This is a genomic window from Streptomyces odontotermitis (assembly GCF_050510915.1).
Taxonomy (GTDB): domain Bacteria; phylum Actinomycetota; class Actinomycetes; order Streptomycetales; family Streptomycetaceae; genus Streptomyces.
The window spans coordinates 309,398-332,549 of the sequence record NZ_JBNJLS010000001.1 but is presented as its reverse complement, the minus strand read 5'-3'; the positions used below and the strand labels follow the sequence as shown (position 1 = coordinate 332,549).

Genomic DNA, 23,152 nt, shown 5'->3' with positions numbered 1-23,152 from the left:
CCCTGCCACGCGGGGGCGGTCATCGCTGCACAGGGGGCGTCCGCGTCACCCCTTCGACGCCCTGTTCACGCAGGTAAGTACGGCCTTCCTTGCTGGCGAGAGCAATTTTTCGCGCGTACTTTCGATGTCGGACGGGGGCAGGAAACCGACGTAGACAGTGATCTGGGGGATCCCGAGACATGGCCATCATCGAGACCGAGGCGACGCTGCACGAGGCGCACCGCGACAACCACACCCACCGTGATGTGAACGGTGGCTGGCTGCGCCCGGCCGTCTTCGGCGCGATGGACGGGCTCGTCTCGAACCTGGCCCTGATGACGGGTGTCGCGGGCGGCGCCGTGTCGCAGCAGACGATCGTCGTGACGGGGCTCGTCGGGCTCGCCGCCGGTGCCTTCTCCATGGCCGCGGGCGAGTACACCTCGGTCGCCTCGCAGCGCGAGCTCGTGCAGGCCGAACTCGACGTGGAGCGGCGGGAGTTGAAGAAGCACCCGCAGGACGAGGAGCGCGAGCTCGCCGCGCTGTACGAGGCGCGGGGCGTGGAGCCGGAGCTGGCCCGCGAGGTCGCCCGGCAGCTGTCGCGCGACCCGGAGCAGGCCCTGGAGATCCATGCGCGCGAGGAGCTCGGGATCGACCCCGGGGACCTGCCCTCGCCGCTCGTCGCCGCCGTCTCGTCCTTCGGGGCCTTCGCGCTCGGTGCCGTTCTTCCCGTCCTTCCGTATCTGCTCGGCGCCAGCGAGCTGTGGCCCGCCGTGCTCCTCGCCCTCGTGGGGCTCTTCGCGTGTGGTGCCGTGGTGGCCAAGGTGACGGCGCGGTCCTGGTGGTTCAGCGGGGTGCGGCAGCTGCTCCTGGGTGGTGCCGCGGCGGGTGTGACGTACGCCCTGGGCAGCTTGTTCGGGACCGCCGTAGGATGACGGTCGTGCAGCCCTATGCGAGAGGCTGCATAAGTAGTCGTTACCTCTCGGTTTCGAGCCGTTGACCACGGGGCATGAGCCGTAAGCGCTGCGGGCAAAGAGGCCCGTGACGCCCCGGGCCCTCAGTCAGCAATCTGTCCGCAGAGGCCCCTTCTGCACCGTTCCCCACTACCGTGGGCGGTGTCCACATGGTGGAATGAGCTATCCGCTTTCCGAGAAGCAGCCCATCATGTAACCTGCACGAAATTTTGCGCCCCCAGCGGGCGCCCCGCCCCCAGAGGGCACTCGCAGAGGGCCAACGTCGTCCCTCGGCACCAGCACATGCCACGACGACGACGGGAGAGCCGATGCGTTCCGACGCCTGGTCGCCCATGGACGGTCGCCCTGCTCAGCAGGGGATGTACGACCCCCGTAACGAACACGACGCCTGCGGTGTCGGGTTCGTGGCCACCCTTACCGGTGTGGCGAGCCACGAGCTCGTCGAGCAGGCGCTGACCGTACTGCGCAACCTGGAGCACCGCGGCGCCACCGGCTCCGAGCCGGACTCCGGTGACGGTGCGGGCATCCTGCTGCAGGTCCCGGACGCCTTCCTGCGCGAGGCTGTGGACTTCGAGCTGCCCGAAGCCGGATCGTATGCGGTCGGTATCGCCTTCCTGCCGGTCGCCACGGCCACGGACGCCGCCGCGAAGATCGAGGAGATCGCCGCCGAGGAGGGTCTGAGCGTCCTCGGCTGGCGCGAGGTCCCGGTCGCCCCCGAGCTGCTCGGCGCCAGCGCCCGCTCGACGATGCCGGTCTTCCGCCAGCTCTTCGTGGGCGACGGCGCGAGCTCCGGCCTGGAGCTCGACCGCAAGGCGTTCGTGCTGCGCAAGCGCGCCGAGCGCGAGGTCGCGACGTACTTCCCCTCGCTCTCCGCCCGCACCATCGTCTACAAGGGCATGCTGACCACCGGCCAGCTGGAGCCCTTCTTCCCGGACCTGTCCGACCGCCGCTTCGCCACGGCCCTCGCGCTCGTCCACTCGCGCTTCTCGACCAACACGTTCCCGTCGTGGCCGCTGGCGCACCCCTACCGCTTCGTCGCGCACAACGGTGAGATCAACACCGTCAAGGGCAACCGCAACTGGATGCGGGCCCGGGAGTCGCAGCTCGTCTCCGAGCTCTTCGGCGAGAAGAGCCTCGACCGGATCTTCCCGATCTGCACGCCGGACGCCTCGGACTCCGCGTCCTTCGACGAGGTCCTCGAGCTGCTGCACCTCGGCGGCCGTTCGCTGCCGCACAGCGTCCTGATGATGATCCCGGAGGCATGGGAGAACCACGCCTCCATGGACCCGGACCTGCGCGCCTTCTACCAGTACCACTCCGTGATGATGGAGCCCTGGGACGGCCCGGCCTGTGTCACCTTCACCGACGGCACGCAGGTGGGTGCGGTTCTCGACCGCAACGGCCTGCGCCCCGGCCGCTACTGGGTCACCGACGACGGCCTCGTCGTCCTCGGCTCCGAGGTCGGCGTCCTCGACATCGACCCCGCGAAGGTCGTCCGCAAGGGCCGCCTGCAGCCCGGCAAGATGTTCCTCGTCGACACCGCGGAGCACCGCATCGTCGAGGACCACGAGATCAAGGGCGCCCTCGCCGCCGAGCAGCCGTACAGGGAGTGGCTGGAGGCCGGCGAGATCGAGCTCTCCGACCTGCCCGAGCGCGAGCACATCGTGCACACGCACGCCTCCGTCACGCGCCGCCAGCAGACCTTCGGCTACACCGAGGAAGAGCTGCGGATCATCCTCGCGCCGATGGCCAAGACCGGCGGCGAGCCGCTCGGCTCCATGGGCACGGACACCCCGATCGCGGCCCTCTCCGAGCGCCCGCGGCTGATCTTCGACTACTTCACCCAGCTGTTCGCGCAGGTCACCAACCCGCCGCTGGACGCCATCCGCGAGGAGCTCGTCACCTCGCTCGGCACCTCGCTCGGCCCGCAGGGCAACATGCTGGAGCCGACCGCCGCGTCCTGCCGCAACGTGATGCTGCCGTTCCCGGTGATCGACAACGACGAGCTGGCCAAGCTCATCCACATCAACGCCGACGGCGACATGCCCGGCATGAAGGCCGCGACGCTCTCCGGCCTCTACCGGGTCGGCGGCGGTGGCGACGCCCTCGCCGCCCGCATCGAGGAGATCTGCGCCGAGGCCGACGCCGCCATCGAGGCGGGCGCCCGCATCATCGTGCTCTCCGACCGGCACTCCGACGCCGAGCACGCGCCGATCCCCTCGCTGCTGCTCACCTCGGCCCTGCACCACCACCTGATCCGCACCAAGCAGCGCTCCCAGGTCGGCATGGTCGTCGAGGCGGGCGACGTGCGCGAGGTGCACCACGTCGCGCTGCTCATCGGCTTCGGCGCCGCGGCCGTCAACCCGTACCTGGCGATGGAGTCCGTCGAGGACCTGGTCCGCGCCGGCACCTTCCTGTCCGCCGACGAGGACGGCGGGGCCGAGCAGGCCATCCGGAACCTGATCTACGCGCTCGGCAAGGGCGTCCTGAAGGTCATGTCCAAGATGGGCATCTCGACCGTCGCCTCCTACCGCGGCGCCCAGGTCTTCGAGGCCGTCGGCCTCGACGAGGAGTTCGTCGAGAAGTACTTCAACGGCACGGCCACCAAGATCGGCGGCGCCGGTCTCGACGTCATCGCCGAGGAGGTCGCCGCCCGGCACGCCAAGGCGTACCCCGCCTCCGGCATCGCCTCGGCGCACCGCGCCCTGGAGATCGGCGGCGAGTACCAGTGGCGCCGCGAGGGCGAGCCGCACCTCTTCGACCCGGAGACGGTCTTCCGCCTGCAGCACGCCACGCGCAACCGCCGCTACGACATCTTCAAGAAGTACACGGACCGCGTGAACGAGCAGTCCGAGCGGCTCATGACGCTGCGCGGCCTGTTCGGCTTCAAGTCGGCCGGCCGGCAGCCGATCTCCGTCGACGAGGTCGAGCCGGTCTCCGAGATCGTCAAGCGGTTCTCGACCGGCGCCATGTCGTACGGCTCCATCTCCCGCGAGGCCCACGAGACCCTCGCCATCGCCATGAACCAGCTGGGCGGCAAGTCCAACACCGGTGAGGGCGGCGAGGACCCGGAGCGCCTCTACGACCCGGCGCGCCGCTCCAGCATCAAGCAGGTCGCCTCCGGCCGCTTCGGTGTGACGAGCGAGTACCTGGTCAACGCCGACGACATCCAGATCAAGATGGCCCAGGGCGCCAAGCCCGGCGAGGGCGGCCAGCTGCCCGGCCACAAGGTCTACCCCTGGGTCGCCAAGACCCGGCACAGCACCCCGGGCGTGGGCCTGATCTCCCCGCCGCCGCACCACGACATCTACTCCATCGAGGACCTGGCTCAGCTGATCCACGACCTCAAGAACGCCAACCCGGTCGCCCGCATCCACGTGAAGCTGGTCTCCGAGGTCGGCGTCGGCACGGTCGCCGCGGGCGTCTCCAAGGCACACGCGGACGTGGTCCTGATCTCCGGCCACGACGGCGGTACGGGTGCCTCGCCGCTCACCTCGCTGAAGCACGCGGGCGGCCCCTGGGAGCTCGGCCTCGCCGAGACCCAGCAGACGCTGCTGCTCAACGGCCTGCGCGACCGTATCGTCGTGCAGACCGACGGCCAGCTGAAGACCGGCCGCGACGTGCTCATCGCGGCGCTGCTCGGCGCCGAGGAGTTCGGCTTCGCGACCGCTCCGCTCGTGGTCTCCGGCTGCGTCATGATGCGCGTCTGCCACCTGGACACCTGCCCGGTCGGCATCGCCACGCAGAACCCGACGCTGCGCGACCGCTTCTCCGGCAAGCCCGAATTCGTGGTCAACTTCTTCGAGTTCATCGCCGAAGAGGTCCGTGAGCTCCTCGCCGAGCTGGGCTTCCGCTCCATCGAGGAGGCCGTCGGCCACGCCGAACTCCTCGACACCACGCGGGCCGTGAACCACTGGAAGGCGCAGGGCCTCGACCTGGAGCCGCTCTTCCACGTGCCGGACCTGCCCGAGGGCGCCGTCCGCCACCAGCTGATCGCCCAGGACCACGGCCTGGAGAAGGCGCTCGACAACGAGCTGATCAAGCTCTCCGCCGACGCCCTCGCCGGGGCCAGCGCCACCGAGGCGCAGCCGGTCCGCGCCCAGATCGGCATCCGCAACATCAACCGCACGGTCGGCACCATGCTCGGCCACGAGGTGACGAAGAAGTTCGGCGGCGCGGGCCTGCCCGACGACACCATCGACATCACCTTCACCGGCTCGGCGGGCCAGTCCTTCGGCGCCTTCGTGCCGCGCGGCGTGACGCTGCGCCTGGAGGGCGACGCCAACGACTACGTGGGCAAGGGCCTCTCGGGCGGCCGGATCATCGTCCGCCCGGACCGCGGCGCCGACCACCTCGCCGAGTACTCGACGATCGCGGGCAACACGATCGCGTACGGCGCGACGGGCGGCGAGCTCTTCCTGCGCGGCCGCACCGGTGAGCGCTTCTGCGTCCGCAACTCCGGGGCCCTGGTGGTCTCCGAGGGCGTGGGCGACCACGGCTGCGAGTACATGACCGGCGGGCACGCGGTGGTGCTCGGCGAGACTGGGCGCAACTTCGCGGCCGGCATGTCCGGCGGCATCGCCTACGTCATCGACCTGGACCGCGCGAACGTGAACGCGGGCAACCAGGGCGCGATCGAGCCCCTGTCCGAGGACGACAAGCAGTGGCTGCACGACGTCGTGCGCCGCCACGCGGAGGAGACCGGATCCACGGTCGCCGAGAAGCTCCTCGCCGAGTGGGACGCGTCCGTGGCCCGCTTCAGCAAGATCATCCCCAGCACGTACAAGGCAGTGCTCGCCGCCAAGGAAGCCGCCGAGCGAGCCGGGCTCTCCGAGTCCGAGATCACCGAGAAGATGATGGAGGCGGCGACCAATGGCTGATCCCAAGGGCTTCCTGAACCACGGCCGCGAGGTCGCCGAGACCCGTCCGGTCGGCGAGCGCGTCAAGGACTGGAACGAGGTCTACGTCCCCGGCTCCCTGCTGCCGATCATCAGCAAGCAGGCGTCGCGCTGCATGGACTGCGGCATCCCGTTCTGCCACAACGGCTGCCCGCTCGGGAACCTCATCCCCGAGTGGAACGACTACGCGTACCGCGAGGACTGGTCGGCGGCGCAGGAGCGGCTGCACGCGACCAACAACTTCCCGGAGTTCACCGGGCGGCTGTGCCCCGCCCCGTGCGAGTCGGCGTGCGTCCTCGGCATCAACCAGCCCGCCGTGACCATCAAGAACGTCGAAGTCTCGATCATCGACAAGGCGTGGGACGCGAACGACGTCAAGCCGCAGGCGCCGGAGCGCCTCAGCGGCAAGACGGTCGCCGTCATCGGCTCGGGCCCGGCGGGCCTCGCCGCCGCGCAGCAGCTGACGCGGGCCGGTCACACGGTCGCCGTGTACGAGCGCGCGGACCGCATCGGTGGTCTGCTGCGCTACGGCATCCCCGAGTTCAAGATGGAGAAGCGCCACATCAACCGGCGCATCGAGCAGATGCGCGCGGAGGGCACCAAGTTCCGTACGGGCGTGGAGATCGGCCGCGACATCGACGCGGCGAAGCTGCGCAAGCGGTACGACGCGGTCGTGGTCGCCGCCGGTGCCACGGTCTCGCGTGATCTCCCGGTCCCCGGGCGGGAGTTGAACGGCATCCACTTCGCGATGGAGTACCTGCCGCTCGCCAACAAGGTGCAGGAGGGCGACTTCGTCCAGCCGCCCCTCACCGCCGAGGGCAAGCACGTCGTGGTGATCGGCGGCGGCGACACCGGCGCGGACTGCGTGGGCACGGCCCACCGCCAGGGCGCGGCCTCGGTCACCCAGCTGGAGATCATGCCCCGTCCGGGCGAGGAGCGGGCGGCGGGCCAGCCGTGGCCCACCTTCCCGATGCTCTACAAGGTCACCTCCGCGCACGAGGAGGGCGGCGAGCGGGTCTACTCCGTCTCGACCACCCACTTCGAGGGCGACGAGGACGGGAACGTGCAGTTCCTGCACCTCGTCGAGGTCGAGTTCGTGGACGGGAAGCTGACGCAGAAGCCGGGTACGGAGCGGAAGATCCCGGCGCAGCTGGTCACGCTGGCGATGGGCTTCACCGGCACGGACCAGGAGAACGGGCTCGTCTCCCAGTTCGGGCTCGACCTGGACGAGCGCGGGAACGTGGCGCGGGACGCGGAGTTCCAGACGAACGTCCCCGGTGTCTTCGTGGCCGGTGACGCGGGGCGGGGCCAGTCGCTGATCGTGTGGGCGATCGCGGAAGGCCGGTCGGCCGCGCGGGGTGTGGACCGGTTCCTGACCGGGGCCTCGGAGCTGCCGGCCCCGATCCGGCCCACGGACCGGGCGCTGACGGTCTAGCCCGCCGCTGGGTACGACCCCTGTACGACCCCAACTGACGTCCCGTACAACGGCGTACGGAACTGGCGCGACGCCTGCCTTTGTCCCCGACCGGACTTTGGGTGGGCGTCGCGTTTTTTCTTTCCCCGATCCCGCCCCTTCCCGAATCCGCCGCTCCGCGGCCCTGGGGCACCCTGATCGCCGCTGACGCGGCTCGTCCTCAAGCGCCGGACGGGCTGAGTGATCCAGCCCGTCCGGCGCTTGAGGACGAGGCCGTTCAGGCCGATCTGGGGTCTAGGGGCGAAGCCCCAGGAAGAGTGCCCCAGGGCCGCGGAGCGGCGGTTTCGGGAAGGGGCGGGGTTGGGGAAGGAGAAGCAGCCTCTGCAACGGGCGTTGCACGGCGTCGCACAGCGTGCAACGTGGGTCACGGTTCGGCCGCGTATCCGAATGGGTCTAGACCGCCTGGACCGTGTGTGACCAGAATCGCTCCCACCAACGGAACCTGGAGGGGGCCCGGTATGAAGCCCGGTATGAAGCGACGTGTCCTTGCCGCGGTAGCCATCACCATGACGCTCGGGCTGACCGCGACGGCCTGCGGAGACGACGACAAGAAGGACGACTCGGGTCTCGGCGAGGGCAAGGTCGACGGCAAGGGGAAGACCCTGACCGTATGGATCATGGAGGGGACCAACCCCGACCCGAAGCCCTTCTTCAAGGAGGCCGCCGCGGCCTTCGAGAAGAAGACCGGTGCCAAGATCCACGTCGAGTACCAGCAGTGGGCCACCGCGCAGAAGAAGTTCACGACCGCCATCGCGGCCGGTGAGGACCAGGTCCCCGACGTCGCCGAGGTGGGCACCACCTGGGTGCCGCAGTTCGCCGAGACGGACGCCCTCGTCGATGTCACCGACCAGGTCAAGAAGTCCGGGCTCAACGACGACCTCGTCGAGGGCCTCAAGGACGCCGGGACGCTCGACGGCAAGCAGTACGGCATGCCCTGGTACGCCGGCGTGCGGTCCATCGTCTACCGCAAGGACATCTTCGAGAAGCACAACCTGAAGGCCCCGACCAACTGGAAGGAGCTTCAGGAGACCGCCAAGACGCTGAAGAAGGAAGAGCCCGGGCTCATCCCCTTCCCCGTGGCCGGTGGCGCGGAGATGTTCGCGACCCCCTTCATCTGGGGTGCGGGCGGCGACCTCGCCAAGGAGGAGGGCGGCAAGTGGAAGTCCACCATCAACTCGCCCGAGGCCATCAAGGGCATTGAGTACTACACCGGCCTCGCCACCAAGGACAAGGTCTCCCCGGCCAAGGTCAACACCTGGACGGAGAAGGAGGTCGGCGACGCCTGGGGCAAGGGGCAGATCGCCATGGCGATCGGCGGCAACTGGACCCCGAAGGCGATCGTCGAGGCCAACCCGAAGCTGAAGGGCAAGCTCGCCGCCGTGCCGATCCCCGGCCAGACCGGCGGCATGAGCAAGTCGTTCCTCGGCGGCTCCTACCTGTCCGCGTTCGACACCAAGAACAAGGCGCTGTCCTGGGAGTTCGTGAAGATGCTGACCACCGGCGAGTTCGCCGCCAAGTGGGCCAAGCAGACCAACTACTTCCCCGGCCAGAACTCCGAGCTGAAGAAGATCGAGGCCCAGAAGGACCCGCTGGTCGAGCCGTTCGCGAAGCAGATGATCGAGGCGGGCGCCACCGTGCCCAAGACGAAGTCGTACGGCGAGATCCAGGCGTCGCAGGTCATCCCGCGCATGGTGCAGTCCATCCTGACCGGCAAGGCCAGCGTCAAGGAGGCCGCGGACAAGGCCGCCAAGGACATGGACGAGATCTTCGCCAAGGAGAAGTAGCGGGCGGGGAGAACACAGTCGTCGACGGCACCCAGGCAATTGATCGAGGAACCGAACGCCGTGAAGGAAACGCTCGTCGGCGGTGGCGGGTCGAAGATCCCTTCGGCCCGCCGTCCCGCCAAGGAACCCAAGGAATCACCCCCGGCCGCCACGGCCCTGCGCCGCAAGAGGGTCGTCGCGATCACCCGGCCGTGGCTGCTGCTCGCCCCGGCCCTCGTCGTCCTCGCGGGTCTGCTGCTGTGGCCGCTGATCCAGGTCGGCAAGCTGTCCATGCAGGACTACGAGGTCAAGTTCGGCGGCAGCGTCTCCACGTTCACCGGCCTCGACCACTACGAGGACCTGCTCACCAGCGAACTGCTGTGGAAGACGGTCCTGCCCAACACGGTGTTCTTCGCCGTCGCGTGCGTGGCCCTGACCGTGGCCCTGGGCACCCTCGTCGCCCTGCTGCTCAACCGGCTCGGCCCCGTCTGGCGGCTGATCTGCTCGGTCGCCGTCCTGGCGGCCTGGGCGATGCCCGCCGTCACCGGCACCTACGTGTGGGTCTGGCTGTTCTCGCCGCAGGACGGCATGTTCAGCCAACTCGCGGGCCATCTGGGCCTGATCGACCCGGAGACCACCAACTGGTTCACCGAACGCGGCCCGTTCTACGCCATCGCCACGGTCAACGTGGTGCACCACGGCTTCCCGTTCGTCGCCATCACCGTCCTCGCGGGCCTGATGACGATCCCCAAGGAGTTGTACGAGGCGGGGATGCTGGACGGCGCCAACGCCTGGCAGCGGTTCTGGAAGATCACCGTGCCGACCATCAAGCCCGTCTTCCTCGTGGTGACCATCCTCTCCACGATCTGGGACTTCAAGGTCTTCACCCAGGTCTTCCTGATGCCCGGCGGCAACGGCTCGAACGAGGACGTCGAGAACCTCGGGGTCTTCTCCTACATCGAGGCGTTCGCCAAGGACGACTACGGCACGGGCGCCGCGGCCGCGGTGCTGCTGACCCTGCTGCTCCTGGCGATCACCGTCGTCTACATCCGCACACTGTTCAAGCAGGGGGAGGAGGACCTGTGAACGGCGTTCGTCGGACCAGCGTCGCCCGTACGACGGGGCTCGTCCTCGCGGTCGCGGCGCTGCTCGTCTTCGCGCTCTTCCCCGTCTACTGGATGGTCTCCACGGCGCTCGACCCCAAGGCGCTCACGCGCGGCTCGGACATGCTGCCGAGCGGGGTCAGCATGGAGCACTTCAAGGTGGTCCTGGACCGGGGCAACTTCGGTACGTACCTGCTGAATTCGGCCCTCGTCGGCATCGGCACGATCGTCGCCTCCGCGCTGCTCGCGCTGTTCGCGGCGATCGCGGTGGCCCGCTTCAAGTTCCGCTTCCGCACCTCCGTCCTGATCATGGTCCTGATCGTGCAGATGGTGCCGCTGGAGGCCCTGGTCATCCCGCTCTTCATCCAGATGCGGGACTACGACCTGCTCAACTCGCTGCTCGGCCTGACGATCGTCTACATCGCGCTCTCGCTGCCCTTCGCGATCTGGACGCTGCGCGGCTTCGTGCAGACGGTGCCGAAGGAGGTCGAGGAGGCCGCCTACATCGACGGGGCGTCCTGGCCGCGGATGTTCTGGTCGGTGCTGCTGCCGCTGGTGGCGCCGGGCCTCGTCGCGACCTCGATCTTCGCGTTCATCACCGCGTGGAACGAGTTCGTCTTCGCGTACACGTTCATGAAGGCCAGCGACAAGTACACGGCCGCGGTCGGCATCTTCCAGTTCTTCGGTGAGCACACCACGGACTGGGGCCCGGTCATGGCCAGCTCCACCCTCATCACCCTGCCGGTCATGATCTTCTTCGTGATCGTCCACCGGAAGCTGGGCTCGGGCCTGGCGGCGGGCGCGGTCAAGGGCTGACAACTCCCCGGGGGTGTACGGGACTACGGGACCTTGAACGTCTCCCCGTACACCTTCCAGGTCAGCGGCGTCTTCAGGCTCATGTTGCCGTCGTAGAGGAACTGCCGCTGCGCGGTGTCGATGCGCGTGGTGTCGCGGTGCGCCTTCTCCTTGCGCATCGCCTTCTTCCGCACGTCGAGGAAGATGTCGAGATACGCCTTCTCCTTGCCGCCCTGGGCCGGGGTGTCGGCCTCCTTCATGGCGGCCTCGCGCAGCCCGTAGAAGCCGGCGGGGCCGGTGCCCGGGCCGTGCAGGACCATCGCGTCGTAGTAGATGAACTGCCCCAGCGTGCCGAGCCCGTCGAGCTTGGCGAGCCGCACCGCCGGTCCGAAGTAGCCGCGGTCGCGCGCCGCGTCCTGTGCCTTCTGGAAGGCGGGCTTGGCCGCCTCCGCCTTCCACGCCTTGGTGAAGCCCGGGTCGAGCCCTTCGTGCGAGTCGCTGCCGTCGACCTTGCGCAGCGCGGGCAGATAGCGGGCCAGGCCGTTGCCGGGGTGGTCCTTCGTGTAGCGCTCGACGAGGGTCAGCAGGTCGTGCGTGCCGGTGCAGAAGCCGATGATCCCGGCGGTGTAGCCGTGCCCGTCGTCTATGTCCTCGATGTAGCCGTACTGGCCGCGCCAGTCGAGCGTCGAGTTCTCCGCGCTCGCCACGAGCTTCTGGGCCAGGTCCTTCTTGGCGGGCGCGGCGAGTCCGGGCGGCAGGTCCGCGATGAGTTCGTCGTCGGCCTTCTTCTCGGCGGCCGACTTGCCGTCGTCGTACGGGCGCCCGGTGGCGGGCTTCTTGTTCGCGCCGTCTCCGGAGTCGTCGGAGGAGCCGCCCGACACGAGGTAGACGGCGGCCGTCGCCACGGGGGCGGCGACGGCGAAGAGCAGGAGACCGGCACGTTTCATGGCGCCAAGAGTACGAGAGCCCCGAGTGGGCCGCGTGGCCACCGGTGGCCCACCGGTGGCCCGCCGCCACGGCCTCGCCGCCCGACTATTGACTAATAGTCAATTGCGCACCAGTCTCGGGAGACGAAGCCAGAGCCGCGCGTCGTGGGAGGTCCCGTGAGCACCGAAGCCGCACTGGAGCAGTTGAGGACGGAGCTGGGGGCGGCGCCCCCGGACTCCTTCGGCGCGCTGACGCCCGAGCAGGCGGACCTCCTCGCCGGGGCCGTGCGGGCGGAGCGCGACAGCAGGGCCTCGGGCCTCAGCGAGGCCGCCGAGGAGGCGCTCAAGCTGGTGCCCGCGCTCGCCCGCGGACCCGTCCGCCGCATTCTCTTCCGCTGACGACGAGGGGCCAGGACAGTCATGGACAAGCTGCGCAGCAGGGCCGAGACCCTGAAGATCGCCCGCCTCCTGGACGTGGACCCCGAACGGCTCGCGTTCCTCGGAGAGTTGCCCGTCGAGGACGTACGGCGCTTCCGCGAGCAGACCGTCGCCGCGCTCTTCGACCGCGCCCCGGAGATGCTCGACCGGATCGCCTCCGCGACCAAGCTGGTGCCCGCCGGAGTGGCCGCCGCCATCTCGCAGAAGGCCCTCGGCCCGCGGCTCGCCGCCGCGGTGGCCGGCCGCCTCGACCCGGGACGGGCCGCCGACATCATCGAGAAGCTGCCGGTCTCCTTCACCGCAGAGTCCTGCGGGCACCTGGACCCGCGGCGCATCGGCGGGATCGTGGACCGGCTCGACGAGAACCTGGTGGTCCGGGTGTCGGTGGCGCTCGCCGAGCGCGGCGACTACCTGACGATGGGGCGCTTCGTCGGCTACCTGAGGGACTCGGCGCTGAAGCGGATCCTGCCGCAGGTCGGCGACGAGGCCGTCCTGAAGACCGGCTTCGCCATAGACGTGCCCGAACGGCTCGGCCAGATCATCGAGTTGATGGGTGAGGAACGGCTCGCGACGGTGATCGCCTCCGCGGGCGACGGCGCCGGGCCCGGCAGCCCGGGGCTGTGGCCCGAGGCGCTCGCGGTCGCCGGGATGGTGCCGGGGGAGCAGCGCGGGCGGATCGCCTCGCTGGCGGCGGGGCAGTCGCAGGAGCGGCTCGACTCACTGGTGACGACGGTGGCCGCGCAGGACCTGTGGGAGTCGCTGCTGCCGCTGGTCGCGCTGTTGAGCGAGGAGGAGCGGCGGGCGGTCGCGGTGCTGCCCTCGCTGCGGGAGGAGGGGGTTCTCGGCGGGGTGGTGCGGGCGGTCGTCGCCACCGGGCTGTGGGCCGAGTTCCTGCCGCTGGTGGAGCTGTTGCCCGATGCGTCCCGCAAGATGGTCGCGGACTCGGCGGCCGCTCTCTCGGACGGTGAACTGGACGCGCTGGCCCTTGAGGTCTCCAAGCAGGATCTGTGGGAGCTGGTGCTGCCGTTGGTCGAGCTGATGGACGACGGGGCGAAGACGCGGATCTTCGAGCTGCCGGCGTTCCAGGAAGCGGCGGGATAGGGGGGGCGGGGGCGCCTCCGGCGGTTCTTTCCCCAATCCTGCCCCTTCCCGAAACTGCCGCTCCGCGGCCCTGGGGCGCTCGTCCTGGGGCTGCGCCCCTAGACCCCCGATCGGCCTGGACGGCCTCGTCCTCAATCGCCGGACGGGCTATTTGGTGCCCCAGGGCCGACGGAGTCGGCGGATTCGGGGAGGGGCGGGGTTGGGGAAAGGGAAAGATCATCCCGCCGTCGAGCCCCCGTCCACCGCGAACTCCGCCCCCGTCACGTACGACGCCGCGTCCGACGCCAGGAACAGCACCAGTTCCCCCACCTCCCCGGCCCGACCGGCCCGCCCCAGCGGCAGATGGGACCAGTCCCGCCCCGCCGTCGCCGCAGCGACCATCGGTGTGTCGATCACCCCCGGGTGCACCGAGTTGACCCGCACCCCGAACCGCCCCAGATCCAGCGCCGAGGACCGCGTCAGCCCCCGCAGCCCGAACTTCGTCGACCCGTACGCCGCGTGCCCCGGTATCCCGACGAGGCCCGCCGTCGACGACACGTTCACGATCGACCCGCCGCCCGCCTCCCGCAGCGCGGGCAGTACCGCCTGGGTGCCGAGGAACGGGCCCAGCAGGTTCACCCGGAGCAGCGCCTCGAAGTTCTCGTACGTCTCCTCCTGCACCGGCGCCGTCCGCCACAGCGCGGCGTTGTTGACCAGGGCGTGCAGGCCCCCGAAGGCCGCGAGTCCCGCCGACACCGCCGCCGCCCAGCTCGCCGCGTCCGCGACGTCGTGGCGTACGAACAGACCCTGGCCGCCCAGGGATTCGGCGACCTCGCGGCCCTCCTCTTCGCGCACGTCCGTGACCACGACCCGCGCCCCCGCCTCCGCGAACAGCCGCGCCTCCGCCGCCCCCTGGCCCCGGCCCGCCCCCGTGATCAGTACGACCTTGCCGTCCATCGAGATCATGCGCTCACACCCCAAGTGGCCTTCGGCGTATGCCTAATAGGAATATGAGGGTCAACGTAGACTGCGTGCCGTGGCCACAACACCCCCCGCACCCCAGGGACTTCCTCCGCTCCCCGCGACCAGCTGGGCCGTCCTCGGACTCCTCTCCTTCGGCAGGGAGCTGTCCGGCTACGACCTGAAGAAGTGGGCGGACGGCTCGCTCTGCTTCTTCTACTGGAGCCCGTCGTTCAGCCAGATCTACAGCGAGCTGAAGCGCCTGGAGAAGGCCGGGTACGCCACCTCGCGCCGGGTCCCGCAGGAGCCCGGCGGTCGCGACAAGCGGCTCTACCGGATCACCGACGAGGGGATGGCCGCCGTACGGGAGTGGGCGCGGGAGGCGCCCGTCGATCCGCCCGTTCTCAAGCACGGGCCCATGCTGCGGCTCTGGCTCGGCCACCTCCTGGAGCCCGAGCAGATGCGTGAAGTCCTCGCCGGGCACCGGGAGTTCGCCGAGCGCATGCGGCTGCGCGCCGAGGAGGACATCGAGCGGGCGCGGGGCGAGGCCGCCTGGGCCTACCCCGCGCTCACCCTCAAGTGGGCCGAGCGGTACTACGCCGCCGAGCGCGAGCTCGCCGAGGCCATGCTCGGGGACATCGAGGAGCTCGCCGCCCGGGAGCCGGGCCTCACCCCACCATCCGCTGACGCAACGTGACGATCGTCGCCGCGTCCAGGCCGAGCCCCTTCGTGAGATAGCCCTGGAGGCTCCCGTACTGCTTCTCCGCCTCCGCCAGCGCCGTGTCCAGGTAGTCCGCGCGGACCTCCTGGAGCGGGATGATCAGGTCCGGGTTCTGCATCATCCCGGTCTGCTTCAGCGTCTCGCGCAGCTTCGCGTCGTACGCCGCCCGGTAGGTGTTGGAGGCCAGGTAGTCGCCGCGGGCGCCGGAGTCCGGGACGCCGACGAGGCGCAGCAGCAGATAGGTCGTCCAGCCCGTGCGGTCCTTGCCCGACGTGCAGTGGTAGAGGAGCGGTGCGCGGCTGGCCGCGATGTCGCGGAGGGTGGCCGCGAACTGGGTGCGGTCGGTGGGGTCGGTGACGAACGTGCGGTAGACCTCCCGCATGAACGCGGCCGCCTTGCCGTTCCCGAGCATCTCCTCCTGTTTCACCGGGTCCTTGGAGCCGATCGCCGTCATCAGCGTCGCGAACAGGCCGTTGTCGGTCACCGGCCGTGAGGTGGCGGTCAGCCCGCCCGGCAGCCGGTCCGCGCCGTCGTACTGGGCCTCGGCGGCCACCCGGTAGTCGATGACCTTCGTCAGGCGGAGCCCGGCGACGGTGGTCAGGTCCGCGTCGGTGAGCTTGCTCAGCCCGTCCGCGCGGTAGGCCCGGCCGTAGCCGACCCGCTTTCCGTCGTACGTCCGGTAGCCCCCCACGTCCCGTACGTTCACGGCTCCTTGGAGCGGGACCTGGTGGATGGTGTCCGCCGTGCGGTGGTGGGCCACGGAGGGTGCGGTGGGCGTGGCGTCGGCCACTGCCGCGGGCACGGTGGTGAGGGCGAGCGCGGAGAGTGCGATTCCGGCCGCCGTACGGGTGCGAGTGATGCGCATCGGGCCGCCTTCCGTCTTCCGTTCGCTGATTCCTGGGTTCAACCAAGCGATTGTTTGGCTGAAGGTAGCGAGGTGGTCTTGAAGGGGGAAGGCAGTGGACACGAGTAACTGACGGAACGTCAAACTCCGTTGACCGCAGGCCGGTTCGGGGGTTCTGTGCGGTGCGCTCGGTGCGCGGCTCTTCGGCTCCGCGGGCCCGGCGCTCGTCCCGGTCACGGTATGTGACGACAGTCACGGTGAGCGACGACGGTCGCGGCGAGCGTGCGGCCACGGCGAGTGAGACCTGCCTCACGTCGCGTGGGCCCCGGAATGGTGGCGCCCGCGTCGCGTGTTAGGGTTGATCGTTGCAGTTTTGGTACCCATGAACTTTATGTGCGCCTGACGGAATGCGGATTTTTCCCTTGGGCGCTTTATTGTTTTTCCGGTCTCTCCGGGATGGGGGTCATTGCAGCGCTGGGAGGACCACAATTCCGTGGCTCTCCGTACTCTGCCCCTGTTGAGGAGATTGACATGGCATCCGGCACCGTTAAGTGGTTCAACGCGGAAAAGGGCTTCGGCTTCATCGAGCAGGACGGCGGCGGCCCCGACGTCTTCGCCCACTACTCGAACATCAACGCGCAGGGCTTCCGTGAGCTCGTCGAGGGCCAGAAGGTCACCTTCGAGGTCACCCAGGGCCAGAAGGGCCTGCAGGCCGAGAACATCGTTCCCGCCTGAGCGTCGTCTTAGCGCGCATCGCTGAGCCGGGGCCCGCACCAGCACGGTGCGGGCCCCGGCTTCTGCTGTCACCGGCCCAGGAAGGCTTGTCCCCATGAATCGCTCCGAACGTTCGGCCCGTCCGGCCAGACGCCCCTCCAACACCCGTGGAAAGGGCGGTGCGGCCAAGGGCGGTGCGGCCAAGGGCGGCGCGGCGAAGGGCGGCGCGCGCCGGCCGGGACGCAAGCCCGCGGCGGCGGCCCCCGCCGAGTTCGCGCTGCCGAAGAGCGTGACGCCCGCGCTGCCCGCGGTCGAGTCGTTCGGTGAACTCGACATGCCCGAGGCCCTGTTGAAGACGCTCGCCGATCAGGGCGTGACCGAGCCGTTCCCGATCCAGGGCGCGACGCTGCCCAACTCCCTCGCGGGGCGCGACATCCTCGGCCGGGGCCGCACCGGCTCCGGCAAGACCCTCGCCTTCGGCCTCGCGCTGCTCGCCCGCACCGCGGGCCGCCGCGCCCAGCCCAAGTGCCCGCTGGCCCTGGTCCTGGTGCCGACGCGCGAGCTCGCCCAGCAGGTCACCGACGCCCTGACCCCGTACGCCACCTCGGTGCGGCTGCGCCTGACCACGGTCGTCGGCGGTCTCTCCATCGGCAAGCAGGCGGGCGCGCTGCGGCGCGGCGCCGAGGTGCTCGTGGCGACCCCCGGGCGGCTCAAGGACCTGATCGACCGCGGCGACTGCGATCTGTCGCAGGTCCGCGTGAGCGTCCTCGACGAGGCCGACCAGATGGCCGACATGGGCTTCATGCCCCAAGTCACCGGTCTGCTCAAGCAGGTTGAGGAGGGCGGCCAGACGATGCTGTTCTCCGCCACCCTCGACAAGAACATCGACCGGCTCGTGCGGATGTTCCTCAGCGACCCGGTGGTGCACTCCGTCGACCCGTCGGCGGGCGCGGTGACGACGATGGAGCACCACGTCCTGCACGTCGCCGACGAGACCGACAAGAAGGCCGTCGCGATGCGCATCGCGGCGCGCGACGGGCGGGTCATCCTCTTCCTCGACACGAAGCGGGCCGTGGACCGCTTCGTGAAGCGGCTCCTCGCGAACGGGGTGCGGGCCTCCGGGCTGCACGGCGGCCGCTCGCAGCCGCAGCGCAACCGGACCCTGGACCAGTTCAAGACGGGGCAGGTCACCGCCCTCGTCGCGACGAACGTCGCCGCCCGGGGCATCCACGTCGACGACCTCGACCTGGTCGTCAACGTCGACCCGCCCACCGACCACAAGGACTACCTGCACCGGGGCGGGCGCACCGCGCGGGCGGGCGAGTCGGGCAGCGTCGTCACGCTGGTCCTCCCCGAGGAGAAGCGGGACATGTCGCGGCTGATGCGGGACGCCGGGATCTCGGCCCGGGAGGCCCGGATCTCGTCGGCGGACGAGGAGCTGGCGCGGATCACCGGGGCGCGGGAGCCTTCGGGCGTGCCCGTGGTGATAGAGGTGCCGCGGCCCCAGCCCGCGGCCGCGGCCGGCTCCCGGCCCAAGTCCTCCTCGTCCCGGCGGCGTCGGGGCGGGCGCGGTCGGCGTCCCGCCGCCTGATCCACACCGAGGTGACCCCCATGCCCGAGACGACCGAGACGACCGAGACGACCGAGCCGAACGAGCCGAACGAGCTGCACGCCGACTGCGGCAGTTGCTTCGCGCTCTGCTGCGTCGCCCTCGCCTTCACCGCCTCCGCCGACTTCGCCGCCGACAAGGCGGCCGGGACGCCCTGCGGCAATCTGCAGGAGGACTTCCGGTGCGGGATCCACGGGGAGCTGCGCTCCCAGGGGTACGGCGGGTGCACCGTGTACGACTGCTTCGGCGCCGGGCAGAAGGTCTCCCAGGTCACCTTCGGCGGGCGGAGCTGGCGCGGGGCACCGGCCGGGGACCGGCGGGCGATGTTCGACGCGCTGCCCGTGATGCGGCAACTCCACGAACTGCTCTGGTACTTGGGGCAGGCCGTGGCGCTCCCGGCGGCCCGGCCGCTCGGCGGTGAGCTGCGGGCCGCGTACGAACGGGTCGACCGGCTCACACGCGTCGCCCCCGGGGAGTTCGCCGCGGTGGATCCGGCGGCCGAGCGGCAGGACGTCAACGGCCTGCTGCTGCGCGTCAGCGAGCTCGTGCGCGCCAAGGCCGGTGGCGGCGGCAAGAAGAAGAACCGGCGCGGGGCCGACCTCATGGGGGCGCGGCTGAAGGGCGCCGATCTGCGCGGGGCCGACTTCCGCGGGGCCTATCTCATCGGCGCCGACCTGAGCGGCGCCGATCTGCGGGGCGCCGATCTGATCGGGGCCGACCTGCGGGGCGCGAACCTGTGCGGGGCCGACCTCACCGGCAGCCTCTTCCTCACCCAGACCCAGGTCAACGCCGCCCGGGGCGACGCGGGCACGCGGCTGCCGAAGGGCGCGCTGACCCGGCCCGCGCACTGGGCCTAGCCCCGCAGTACCGGCCGTACCGCCGTCACGTATCGCACTCCAGGACCGTCCGGCACAGCGTGCAGCGGGCGCGGATGCGGCCGCGGGCGGGCAGGCGGATGCGCTGGTGGCAGGCGGGGCAGGGGAACTCGACGCGCAGGCCGCGCTCGCCGCCCGACGGGGCGAACGAGAACGAGTACGGGCTGCCCGCGCGGACCGCGCCGAAGACGCCCTGGTCGAGGGCGTAGCGGCGGTCCTTCGCATAGCGGCGGCGCCCGGCCCAGCCCGCCGCCGTCATCGGCGGCTGCTGTGCGTCGGCGCGCGCCTGCGCCAGGCCCGACGTGTACGCGGTGTACGCCTGCGCGCTGGTGAACCAGGTCTCGGGGGACTCGGCGAAGGCCAGCGAGCGCTTCGCCAGGACGTAGCCGAACTCCTCCGGCGTGAGGTAGCCGAGCTTCTGCGAGGAGGCGCCGTCCTCGCGGTAGGCGTCGAGCAGGAGCCAGCCCGCGCCGAGGTAGGTGGTGGCGGTGTCGGTGAGGATCTCGTTGTCCCGGGTGCCGGGAAAGGTGAGATCCAGTCGGTGCAGGTACACGTGCATGATCTCGTGTGCCAGGGCCGCGCCGATGTCCCTGCGGTGGGTGCGGAAACGGTCGTTGAGCTCGACGAAGTACTCGGGACCCGCGGCGAGCTCGACGCTCGCGGCGTGCTCCATCTCGCGGAAGCTGACGATCACGCGGGCGTCCGGCAGCCGGAAGTGGCGCACCAGTTCGCGGGCCACGCGCTGGGCGCCCAGGTGCAGGTCGTCGGTGTCGTCGAAGGCCACGTCGACGGGGGCCACGCTGACGTCGAAGGCGTGCACGGTGTCGTAAGAGAGCCTTCTGTACAGGGCGTTGACCGCCGAGCGCACCGTCTCCAGGTGCGGGAAGCCGTGCTCGACCGGGGTGCCACCGTTGCGTGCTGCCACGTCCGCACCCCCTGACGTCTCAACTCCTCCTCACTGTACGAGGGTTCGCGCCCCCGGGCGCGGGTGAGGTTGCCTCAACTGGACCCCGCTGGCTGAAACGCGCCCCTTGTCGCGCGTACGTGCCGATCTCCATAATCCAACAACGCTTGGCAGGATCACGTCACCGGTGTGTGTCAGGGCCGGCAAGCGTCGCTCCGCCGTGCGTGCAACCCCCCACAAACCCCCACGAAGGGAAGCACGTTGAAGAAGCAGATGCGTGGACTGAAGAGAGCCGCCGTCCTCGGTGCCCTCACCCTCGCGACCGTCGGAATGCAGCCCCTCACCGCCACCGCGGCCACCCCGCCCGTCGTCGGCGGCACCCCCGCCGAACAGGGCGAATTCCCGTTCATGGTGCGCCTGTCGATGGGCTGTGGCGGCGCCCTGTACGCCAAGGACATCGTGCTGACCGCCGCGCACTGCGTGGACGGTTCCGGAGACAACACCAGCATCACCGCGACCGCGGGCGTCGTCGACCTGGAGAGCCCCGACGCGGTCAAGGTCAAGTCCACCAAGGTCCTGCAGGCCCCCGGCTACAACGGCAAGGGCAAGGACTGGGCGCTCATCAAGCTGGCCAAGCCCATCGACCAGCCGACCCTGAAGATCGCCTCCGACGACAAGCTCAACAACGGCGAGTTCGACATCGCCGGCTGGGGTGCCGACAAGGAAGGCGGCGAGCAGCAGCGCTACCTCCTCAAGGCGAAGGTGCCCTTCGTCAGCGACGCCGACTGCCAGGCCGCGTACGGCGACGACCTCACCCCCGGCGAGGAGATCTGTGCCGGTAAGATCGCCGAGGGCGGCGTGGACACCTGCCAGGGCGACTCCGGCGGCCCCATGTTCCGCAAGGACGACGCCGGTGAGTACGTCCAGGTCGGCATCGTCAGCTGGGGCAACGGCTGCGCCCGGCCGAAGTTCCCCGGCGTCTACACCGAGGTCTCGACCTTCTCCGCGGACATAGCCAAGGCCGCCTCGGGGCTCTGAGCCCGCACGGCGGACCACTGAGGCCCGGGACCGGCCTCGCACAGCCCGCCTCTGCCCGTACGCCCCCTGTGTACATATGGGACACTCGGGGGCGTACGGGACACGGCGAGGTGAGGCGGGCGGCTCCACATGGCGATCACGGTGGTCATCGCGGACGACCAGGACATGGTCCGCACCGGCTTCCGCATGATCCTGGAGAGCCAGGCCGACATCGAGGTCCTCGCGGACGTCGTGGACGGCGAGGCCGCACTCGCCGCCGTCGAGACCCACGACCCGGACGTCCTGCTCCTCGACATCCGCATGCCGCGCCTCGACGGACTCGAGGTCACCCGGCGCCTGTCCGCCCGCGACGGCGGCCGCCCCCGCATCGTCATCGTCACCACCTTCGACCGCGACGAATACGTGCACGCGGCCCTGCGCGGCGGCGCCAGCGGCTTCCTGCTCAAGGACGCGAGCCCCGCGATGCTCGTCGAGGCGGTGCGCGCCGCCGCCGTCGGCGACTCCCTCGTCTCACCCGCGATCACCGTACGGCTGCTGCGCGAGCTCACCCCCACCGAGCCCGTACGCGCCGCCCGCGCCCCCTCCGAGCCGCTCACCCAGCGCGAACAGGACGTCATCCGCGCCCTCGCCCGCGGCTCCACCAACGCCGAGATCGCCGCCTCGCTCTACGTCTCCCTCTCGACCGTCAAGACGCACCTCGCCAACGTCCAGGCCAAGCTCGACGCCAGGAACCGCGTCGAGATCGCCGCCTGGGCCTGGGAGAGCGGACTCGCCCAGCGGAACCCGTGAGCCACCGGTGCACCCACTCCTCAGGTCCCCCGTCGCCTGGTTCACCGGCAGCCCCGCGCGCCGCACCGCCGCCAAGCTGCTGCTCGCCGCCGCGCTGATCCTCGCCGTCACCTTCGAGGGCCTCGCCCTGGCCCGCCAGCCCTCGGGCCCGCACGCCGCCGTCTGGGCGTGCGGCGTCCTCGTCTGCCTGTGCGCGGTGCCCTGGCGGGGCGTGCCGCTCGCCGCCCGCGGCTGGATCGCCGTCGCCGTGTCCGGGGCGACCACGCTCGCCCTGATGTTCATCGACCGGCCGCAGCTCGTCTGGGGCCTCGGCGAGGCCGCAGCCCTCCTCGTGCTCCTCACCGGCGTCCTCCTCAACAGCCCCGCACGACAGGCCGCCGTCCTCGGCACCTGCCTCGGCCTCGCCTGCGTGGCGGCGCCGGTACGGGACGCCAGACCCGGCGCGTTCACCCTCCTCTTCTCCGTCGTGGCCGCCGTCGTCAGCGCCTTCTCGCTGCTGCTGCGCATCCAGGCAGGACAGCGGCAGCGCGACATCGCGGCCGTGCGCGCCGCCGAGCGCCTGGAACTCGCCCGCGAACTGCACGACCTGGTCGCCCACCACGTCACCGGCATCGTCGTGCAGGCCCGCGCCGCCCGCTTCACCGCCCTGTCCGGGCAGGCCGCGGCCGGCACCTTCGGCCGCATCGAGGAGGCCGGGGACGAGGCACTCGGCGCGATGCGGCGCCTGGTGCGGGTGCTGCGCGAGGACGAGGCGCAGACGGCACCCGTCGCGGGCATCGCCGAACTCCGCGACCTGACCGAGGCGTTCGCCCGCACCGGACCGCCCACCGTCGTCTACGTCGACCCGGTCCTGGAGGAGCGCCTCCCCGCCGACCTCGCCGCGACCGCCCACCACATCGTCCGCGAAGCCCTCACCAACACCCGCAAGCACGCCGCGGACGCCACGGCGGTACGGGTCGCCGTGCGCGTCGTCGCCGGAGGAGTCGAGGTGCGCGTCGCCGACGACGGCACACAGCCGGGGCCCGCGGGGGAGCGGGGCCGCCAGGACGGCGGCTTCGGCCTGACCGGCCTGGAGGAGCGGGTCCGCGCGCTCGGCGGGGAACTGGTGGCCGGGCGGTCACCGGAGGGCGGCTGGGAGGTGCGGGCGGTACTGCCGTACGGGCGGGCGGACTGACCCCTCGTACGCCTTAGTCCAACAATCTCCCTGCTTTGTCCATGGGCGCACGCGCCCCACCCGAAGCACCCTTCTGGGCACGGAAGACCGTCCTACG

Annotated in this window: 19 protein-coding genes; 15 read left to right on the top strand and 4 right to left on the bottom strand. The window is 70.6% G+C overall.

From position 1 onward, the window contains the following. The first annotated feature begins 179 nt into the window (after nt 1–179). From ACQB60_RS01550 to ACQB60_RS01525, 6 genes are all read left to right on the top strand, one after another. Complete coding sequence (locus ACQB60_RS01550; RefSeq protein WP_496923963.1) at nt 180–911, top strand: VIT1/CCC1 transporter family protein; 732 nt, start codon at nt 180–182, stop codon at nt 909–911. A 347-nt stretch (nt 912–1,258) separates the two neighbouring features. Then, the gene (gene gltB, locus ACQB60_RS01545; protein ID WP_496923962.1) at nt 1,259–5,830 is read left to right on the top strand and encodes a glutamate synthase large subunit; all 4,572 of its coding nucleotides are present in this window, start codon (nt 1,259–1,261) and stop codon (nt 5,828–5,830) included. Continuing rightward, entirely contained in the window at nt 5,823–7,283 is a 1,461-nt protein-coding gene (locus tag ACQB60_RS01540; RefSeq protein WP_496923961.1) for a glutamate synthase subunit beta, read from the top strand. The genes gltB and ACQB60_RS01540 overlap by 8 nt, the downstream gene beginning before the upstream one ends. 509 nt (nt 7,284–7,792) lie before the next feature. After that, on the top strand, nt 7,793–9,106 hold the full coding sequence (locus tag ACQB60_RS01535) for a sugar ABC transporter substrate-binding protein (protein ID WP_496923960.1): 1,314 nt from the start codon (nt 7,793–7,795) through the stop codon (nt 9,104–9,106). 60 nt (nt 9,107–9,166) lie between these two features. Continuing rightward, nucleotides 9,167–10,171 carry a carbohydrate ABC transporter permease gene (locus ACQB60_RS01530; protein WP_384851340.1) on the top strand — a complete coding sequence of 335 codons (1,005 nt, stop codon included), beginning with the start codon at nt 9,167–9,169 and terminating at the stop codon, nt 10,169–10,171. After that, on the top strand, nt 10,168–11,004 hold the full coding sequence (locus ACQB60_RS01525; RefSeq protein WP_496923959.1) for a carbohydrate ABC transporter permease: 837 nt from the start codon (nt 10,168–10,170) through the stop codon (nt 11,002–11,004). Before ACQB60_RS01530 ends, ACQB60_RS01525 begins: the two co-directional genes overlap by 4 nt. Before the next feature lie 23 nt (nt 11,005–11,027). Here the strand turns inward: ACQB60_RS01525 and ACQB60_RS01520 are convergent, their stop codons facing one another. Then, nucleotides 11,028–11,930, bottom strand: coding sequence for a chitosanase (locus tag ACQB60_RS01520; protein ID WP_496923958.1), 903 nt, complete (start codon nt 11,928–11,930; stop codon nt 11,028–11,030). Between the two features lie 156 nt (nt 11,931–12,086). On the opposite strand from ACQB60_RS01520, the gene ACQB60_RS01515 reads away from it, so the two are divergent. Both ACQB60_RS01515 and ACQB60_RS01510 read left to right on the top strand, forming a co-directional pair. Further along, nucleotides 12,087–12,308, top strand: a complete 222-nt coding sequence (locus tag ACQB60_RS01515) for a hypothetical protein (protein WP_496923957.1) — start codon at nt 12,087–12,089, stop codon at nt 12,306–12,308. Nucleotides 12,309–12,329: 21 nt separating this feature from the next. Next, a complete protein-coding gene (locus tag ACQB60_RS01510; protein ID WP_496923956.1) occupies nt 12,330–13,448 on the top strand; it encodes a hypothetical protein in 1,119 nt (372 codons plus the stop codon). A gap of 216 nt (nt 13,449–13,664) precedes the next feature. Here the strand turns inward: ACQB60_RS01510 and ACQB60_RS01505 are convergent, their stop codons facing one another. Continuing rightward, the gene (locus tag ACQB60_RS01505) at nt 13,665–14,393 is read right to left on the bottom strand and encodes an SDR family NAD(P)-dependent oxidoreductase (protein ID WP_496923955.1); all 729 of its coding nucleotides are present in this window, start codon (nt 14,391–14,393) and stop codon (nt 13,665–13,667) included. Nucleotides 14,394–14,463: 70 nt separating this feature from the next. On the opposite strand from ACQB60_RS01505, the gene ACQB60_RS01500 reads away from it, so the two are divergent. After that, complete coding sequence (locus tag ACQB60_RS01500; RefSeq protein WP_496923954.1) at nt 14,464–15,084, top strand: PadR family transcriptional regulator; 621 nt, start codon at nt 14,464–14,466, stop codon at nt 15,082–15,084. Here ACQB60_RS01500 and ACQB60_RS01495 read toward each other — a convergent pair. Then, nucleotides 15,056–15,973, bottom strand: a complete 918-nt coding sequence (locus tag ACQB60_RS01495; RefSeq protein ID WP_496923953.1) for a tyrosine-protein phosphatase — start codon at nt 15,971–15,973, stop codon at nt 15,056–15,058. The genes ACQB60_RS01500 and ACQB60_RS01495 overlap by 29 nt on opposite strands. A gap of 510 nt (nt 15,974–16,483) precedes the next feature. On the opposite strand from ACQB60_RS01495, the gene ACQB60_RS01490 reads away from it, so the two are divergent. From ACQB60_RS01490 to ACQB60_RS01480, 3 genes are all read left to right on the top strand, one after another. Further along, a complete protein-coding gene (locus ACQB60_RS01490) occupies nt 16,484–16,687 on the top strand; it encodes a cold-shock protein (protein WP_384850827.1) in 204 nt (67 codons plus the stop codon). Between the two features lie 94 nt (nt 16,688–16,781). Continuing rightward, a complete protein-coding gene (locus ACQB60_RS01485) occupies nt 16,782–18,257 on the top strand; it encodes a DEAD/DEAH box helicase (RefSeq protein WP_496923952.1) in 1,476 nt (491 codons plus the stop codon). A 20-nt stretch (nt 18,258–18,277) separates the two neighbouring features. Further along, nucleotides 18,278–19,132 (top strand): pentapeptide repeat-containing protein, encoded by an 855-nt coding sequence (locus ACQB60_RS01480; protein WP_496923951.1) that lies wholly within the window; start codon nt 18,278–18,280, stop codon nt 19,130–19,132. Nucleotides 19,133–19,157: 25 nt separating this feature from the next. Here ACQB60_RS01480 and ACQB60_RS01475 read toward each other — a convergent pair whose 3' ends face one another. Continuing rightward, complete coding sequence (locus ACQB60_RS01475; RefSeq protein ID WP_496923950.1) at nt 19,158–20,075, bottom strand: hypothetical protein; 918 nt, start codon at nt 20,073–20,075, stop codon at nt 19,158–19,160. Between the two features lie 252 nt (nt 20,076–20,327). Here ACQB60_RS01475 and ACQB60_RS01470 point away from each other — a divergent pair, with 252 nt between their 5' ends. The 3 genes from ACQB60_RS01470 to ACQB60_RS01460 all read left to right on the top strand — a co-directional run bounded on the left by ACQB60_RS01470 (nt 20,328) and on the right by ACQB60_RS01460 (nt 23,055). Next, nucleotides 20,328–21,092, top strand: coding sequence for a S1 family peptidase (locus tag ACQB60_RS01470; RefSeq protein ID WP_496923949.1), 765 nt, complete (start codon nt 20,328–20,330; stop codon nt 21,090–21,092). Nucleotides 21,093–21,221: 129 nt separating this feature from the next. After that, nucleotides 21,222–21,881, top strand: coding sequence for a response regulator (locus ACQB60_RS01465; protein ID WP_496923948.1), 660 nt, complete (start codon nt 21,222–21,224; stop codon nt 21,879–21,881). 7 nt (nt 21,882–21,888) lie between these two features. Further along, nucleotides 21,889–23,055 (top strand): sensor histidine kinase, encoded by a 1,167-nt coding sequence (locus ACQB60_RS01460; protein WP_496923947.1) that lies wholly within the window; start codon nt 21,889–21,891, stop codon nt 23,053–23,055. Nucleotides 23,056–23,152: the final 97 nt, after the last annotated feature.

Coding starts and splice junctions, on each gene's coding strand:
- ACQB60_RS01550 (WP_496923963.1), top strand. CDS start 180: ATGGCCATCATCGAGACCGAGGCGACGCTGCACGAGGCGCACCGCGAC.
- gltB (WP_496923962.1), top strand. CDS start 1,259: ATGCGTTCCGACGCCTGGTCGCCCATGGACGGTCGCCCTGCTCAGCAG.
- ACQB60_RS01540 (WP_496923961.1), top strand. CDS start 5,823: ATGGCTGATCCCAAGGGCTTCCTGAACCACGGCCGCGAGGTCGCCGAG.
- ACQB60_RS01535 (WP_496923960.1), top strand. CDS start 7,793: ATGAAGCGACGTGTCCTTGCCGCGGTAGCCATCACCATGACGCTCGGG.
- ACQB60_RS01520 (WP_496923958.1), bottom strand. CDS start 11,930: ATGAAACGTGCCGGTCTCCTGCTCTTCGCCGTCGCCGCCCCCGTGGCG.
- ACQB60_RS01510 (WP_496923956.1), top strand. CDS start 12,330: ATGGACAAGCTGCGCAGCAGGGCCGAGACCCTGAAGATCGCCCGCCTC.
- ACQB60_RS01505 (WP_496923955.1), bottom strand. CDS start 14,393: ATGATCTCGATGGACGGCAAGGTCGTACTGATCACGGGGGCGGGCCGG.
- ACQB60_RS01495 (WP_496923953.1), bottom strand. CDS start 15,973: ATGCGCATCACTCGCACCCGTACGGCGGCCGGAATCGCACTCTCCGCG.
- ACQB60_RS01490 (WP_384850827.1), top strand. CDS start 16,484: ATGGCATCCGGCACCGTTAAGTGGTTCAACGCGGAAAAGGGCTTCGGC.
- ACQB60_RS01485 (WP_496923952.1), top strand. CDS start 16,782: ATGAATCGCTCCGAACGTTCGGCCCGTCCGGCCAGACGCCCCTCCAAC.
- ACQB60_RS01480 (WP_496923951.1), top strand. CDS start 18,278: ATGCCCGAGACGACCGAGACGACCGAGACGACCGAGCCGAACGAGCCG.
- ACQB60_RS01470 (WP_496923949.1), top strand. CDS start 20,328: ATGCGTGGACTGAAGAGAGCCGCCGTCCTCGGTGCCCTCACCCTCGCG.
- ACQB60_RS01465 (WP_496923948.1), top strand. CDS start 21,222: ATGGCGATCACGGTGGTCATCGCGGACGACCAGGACATGGTCCGCACC.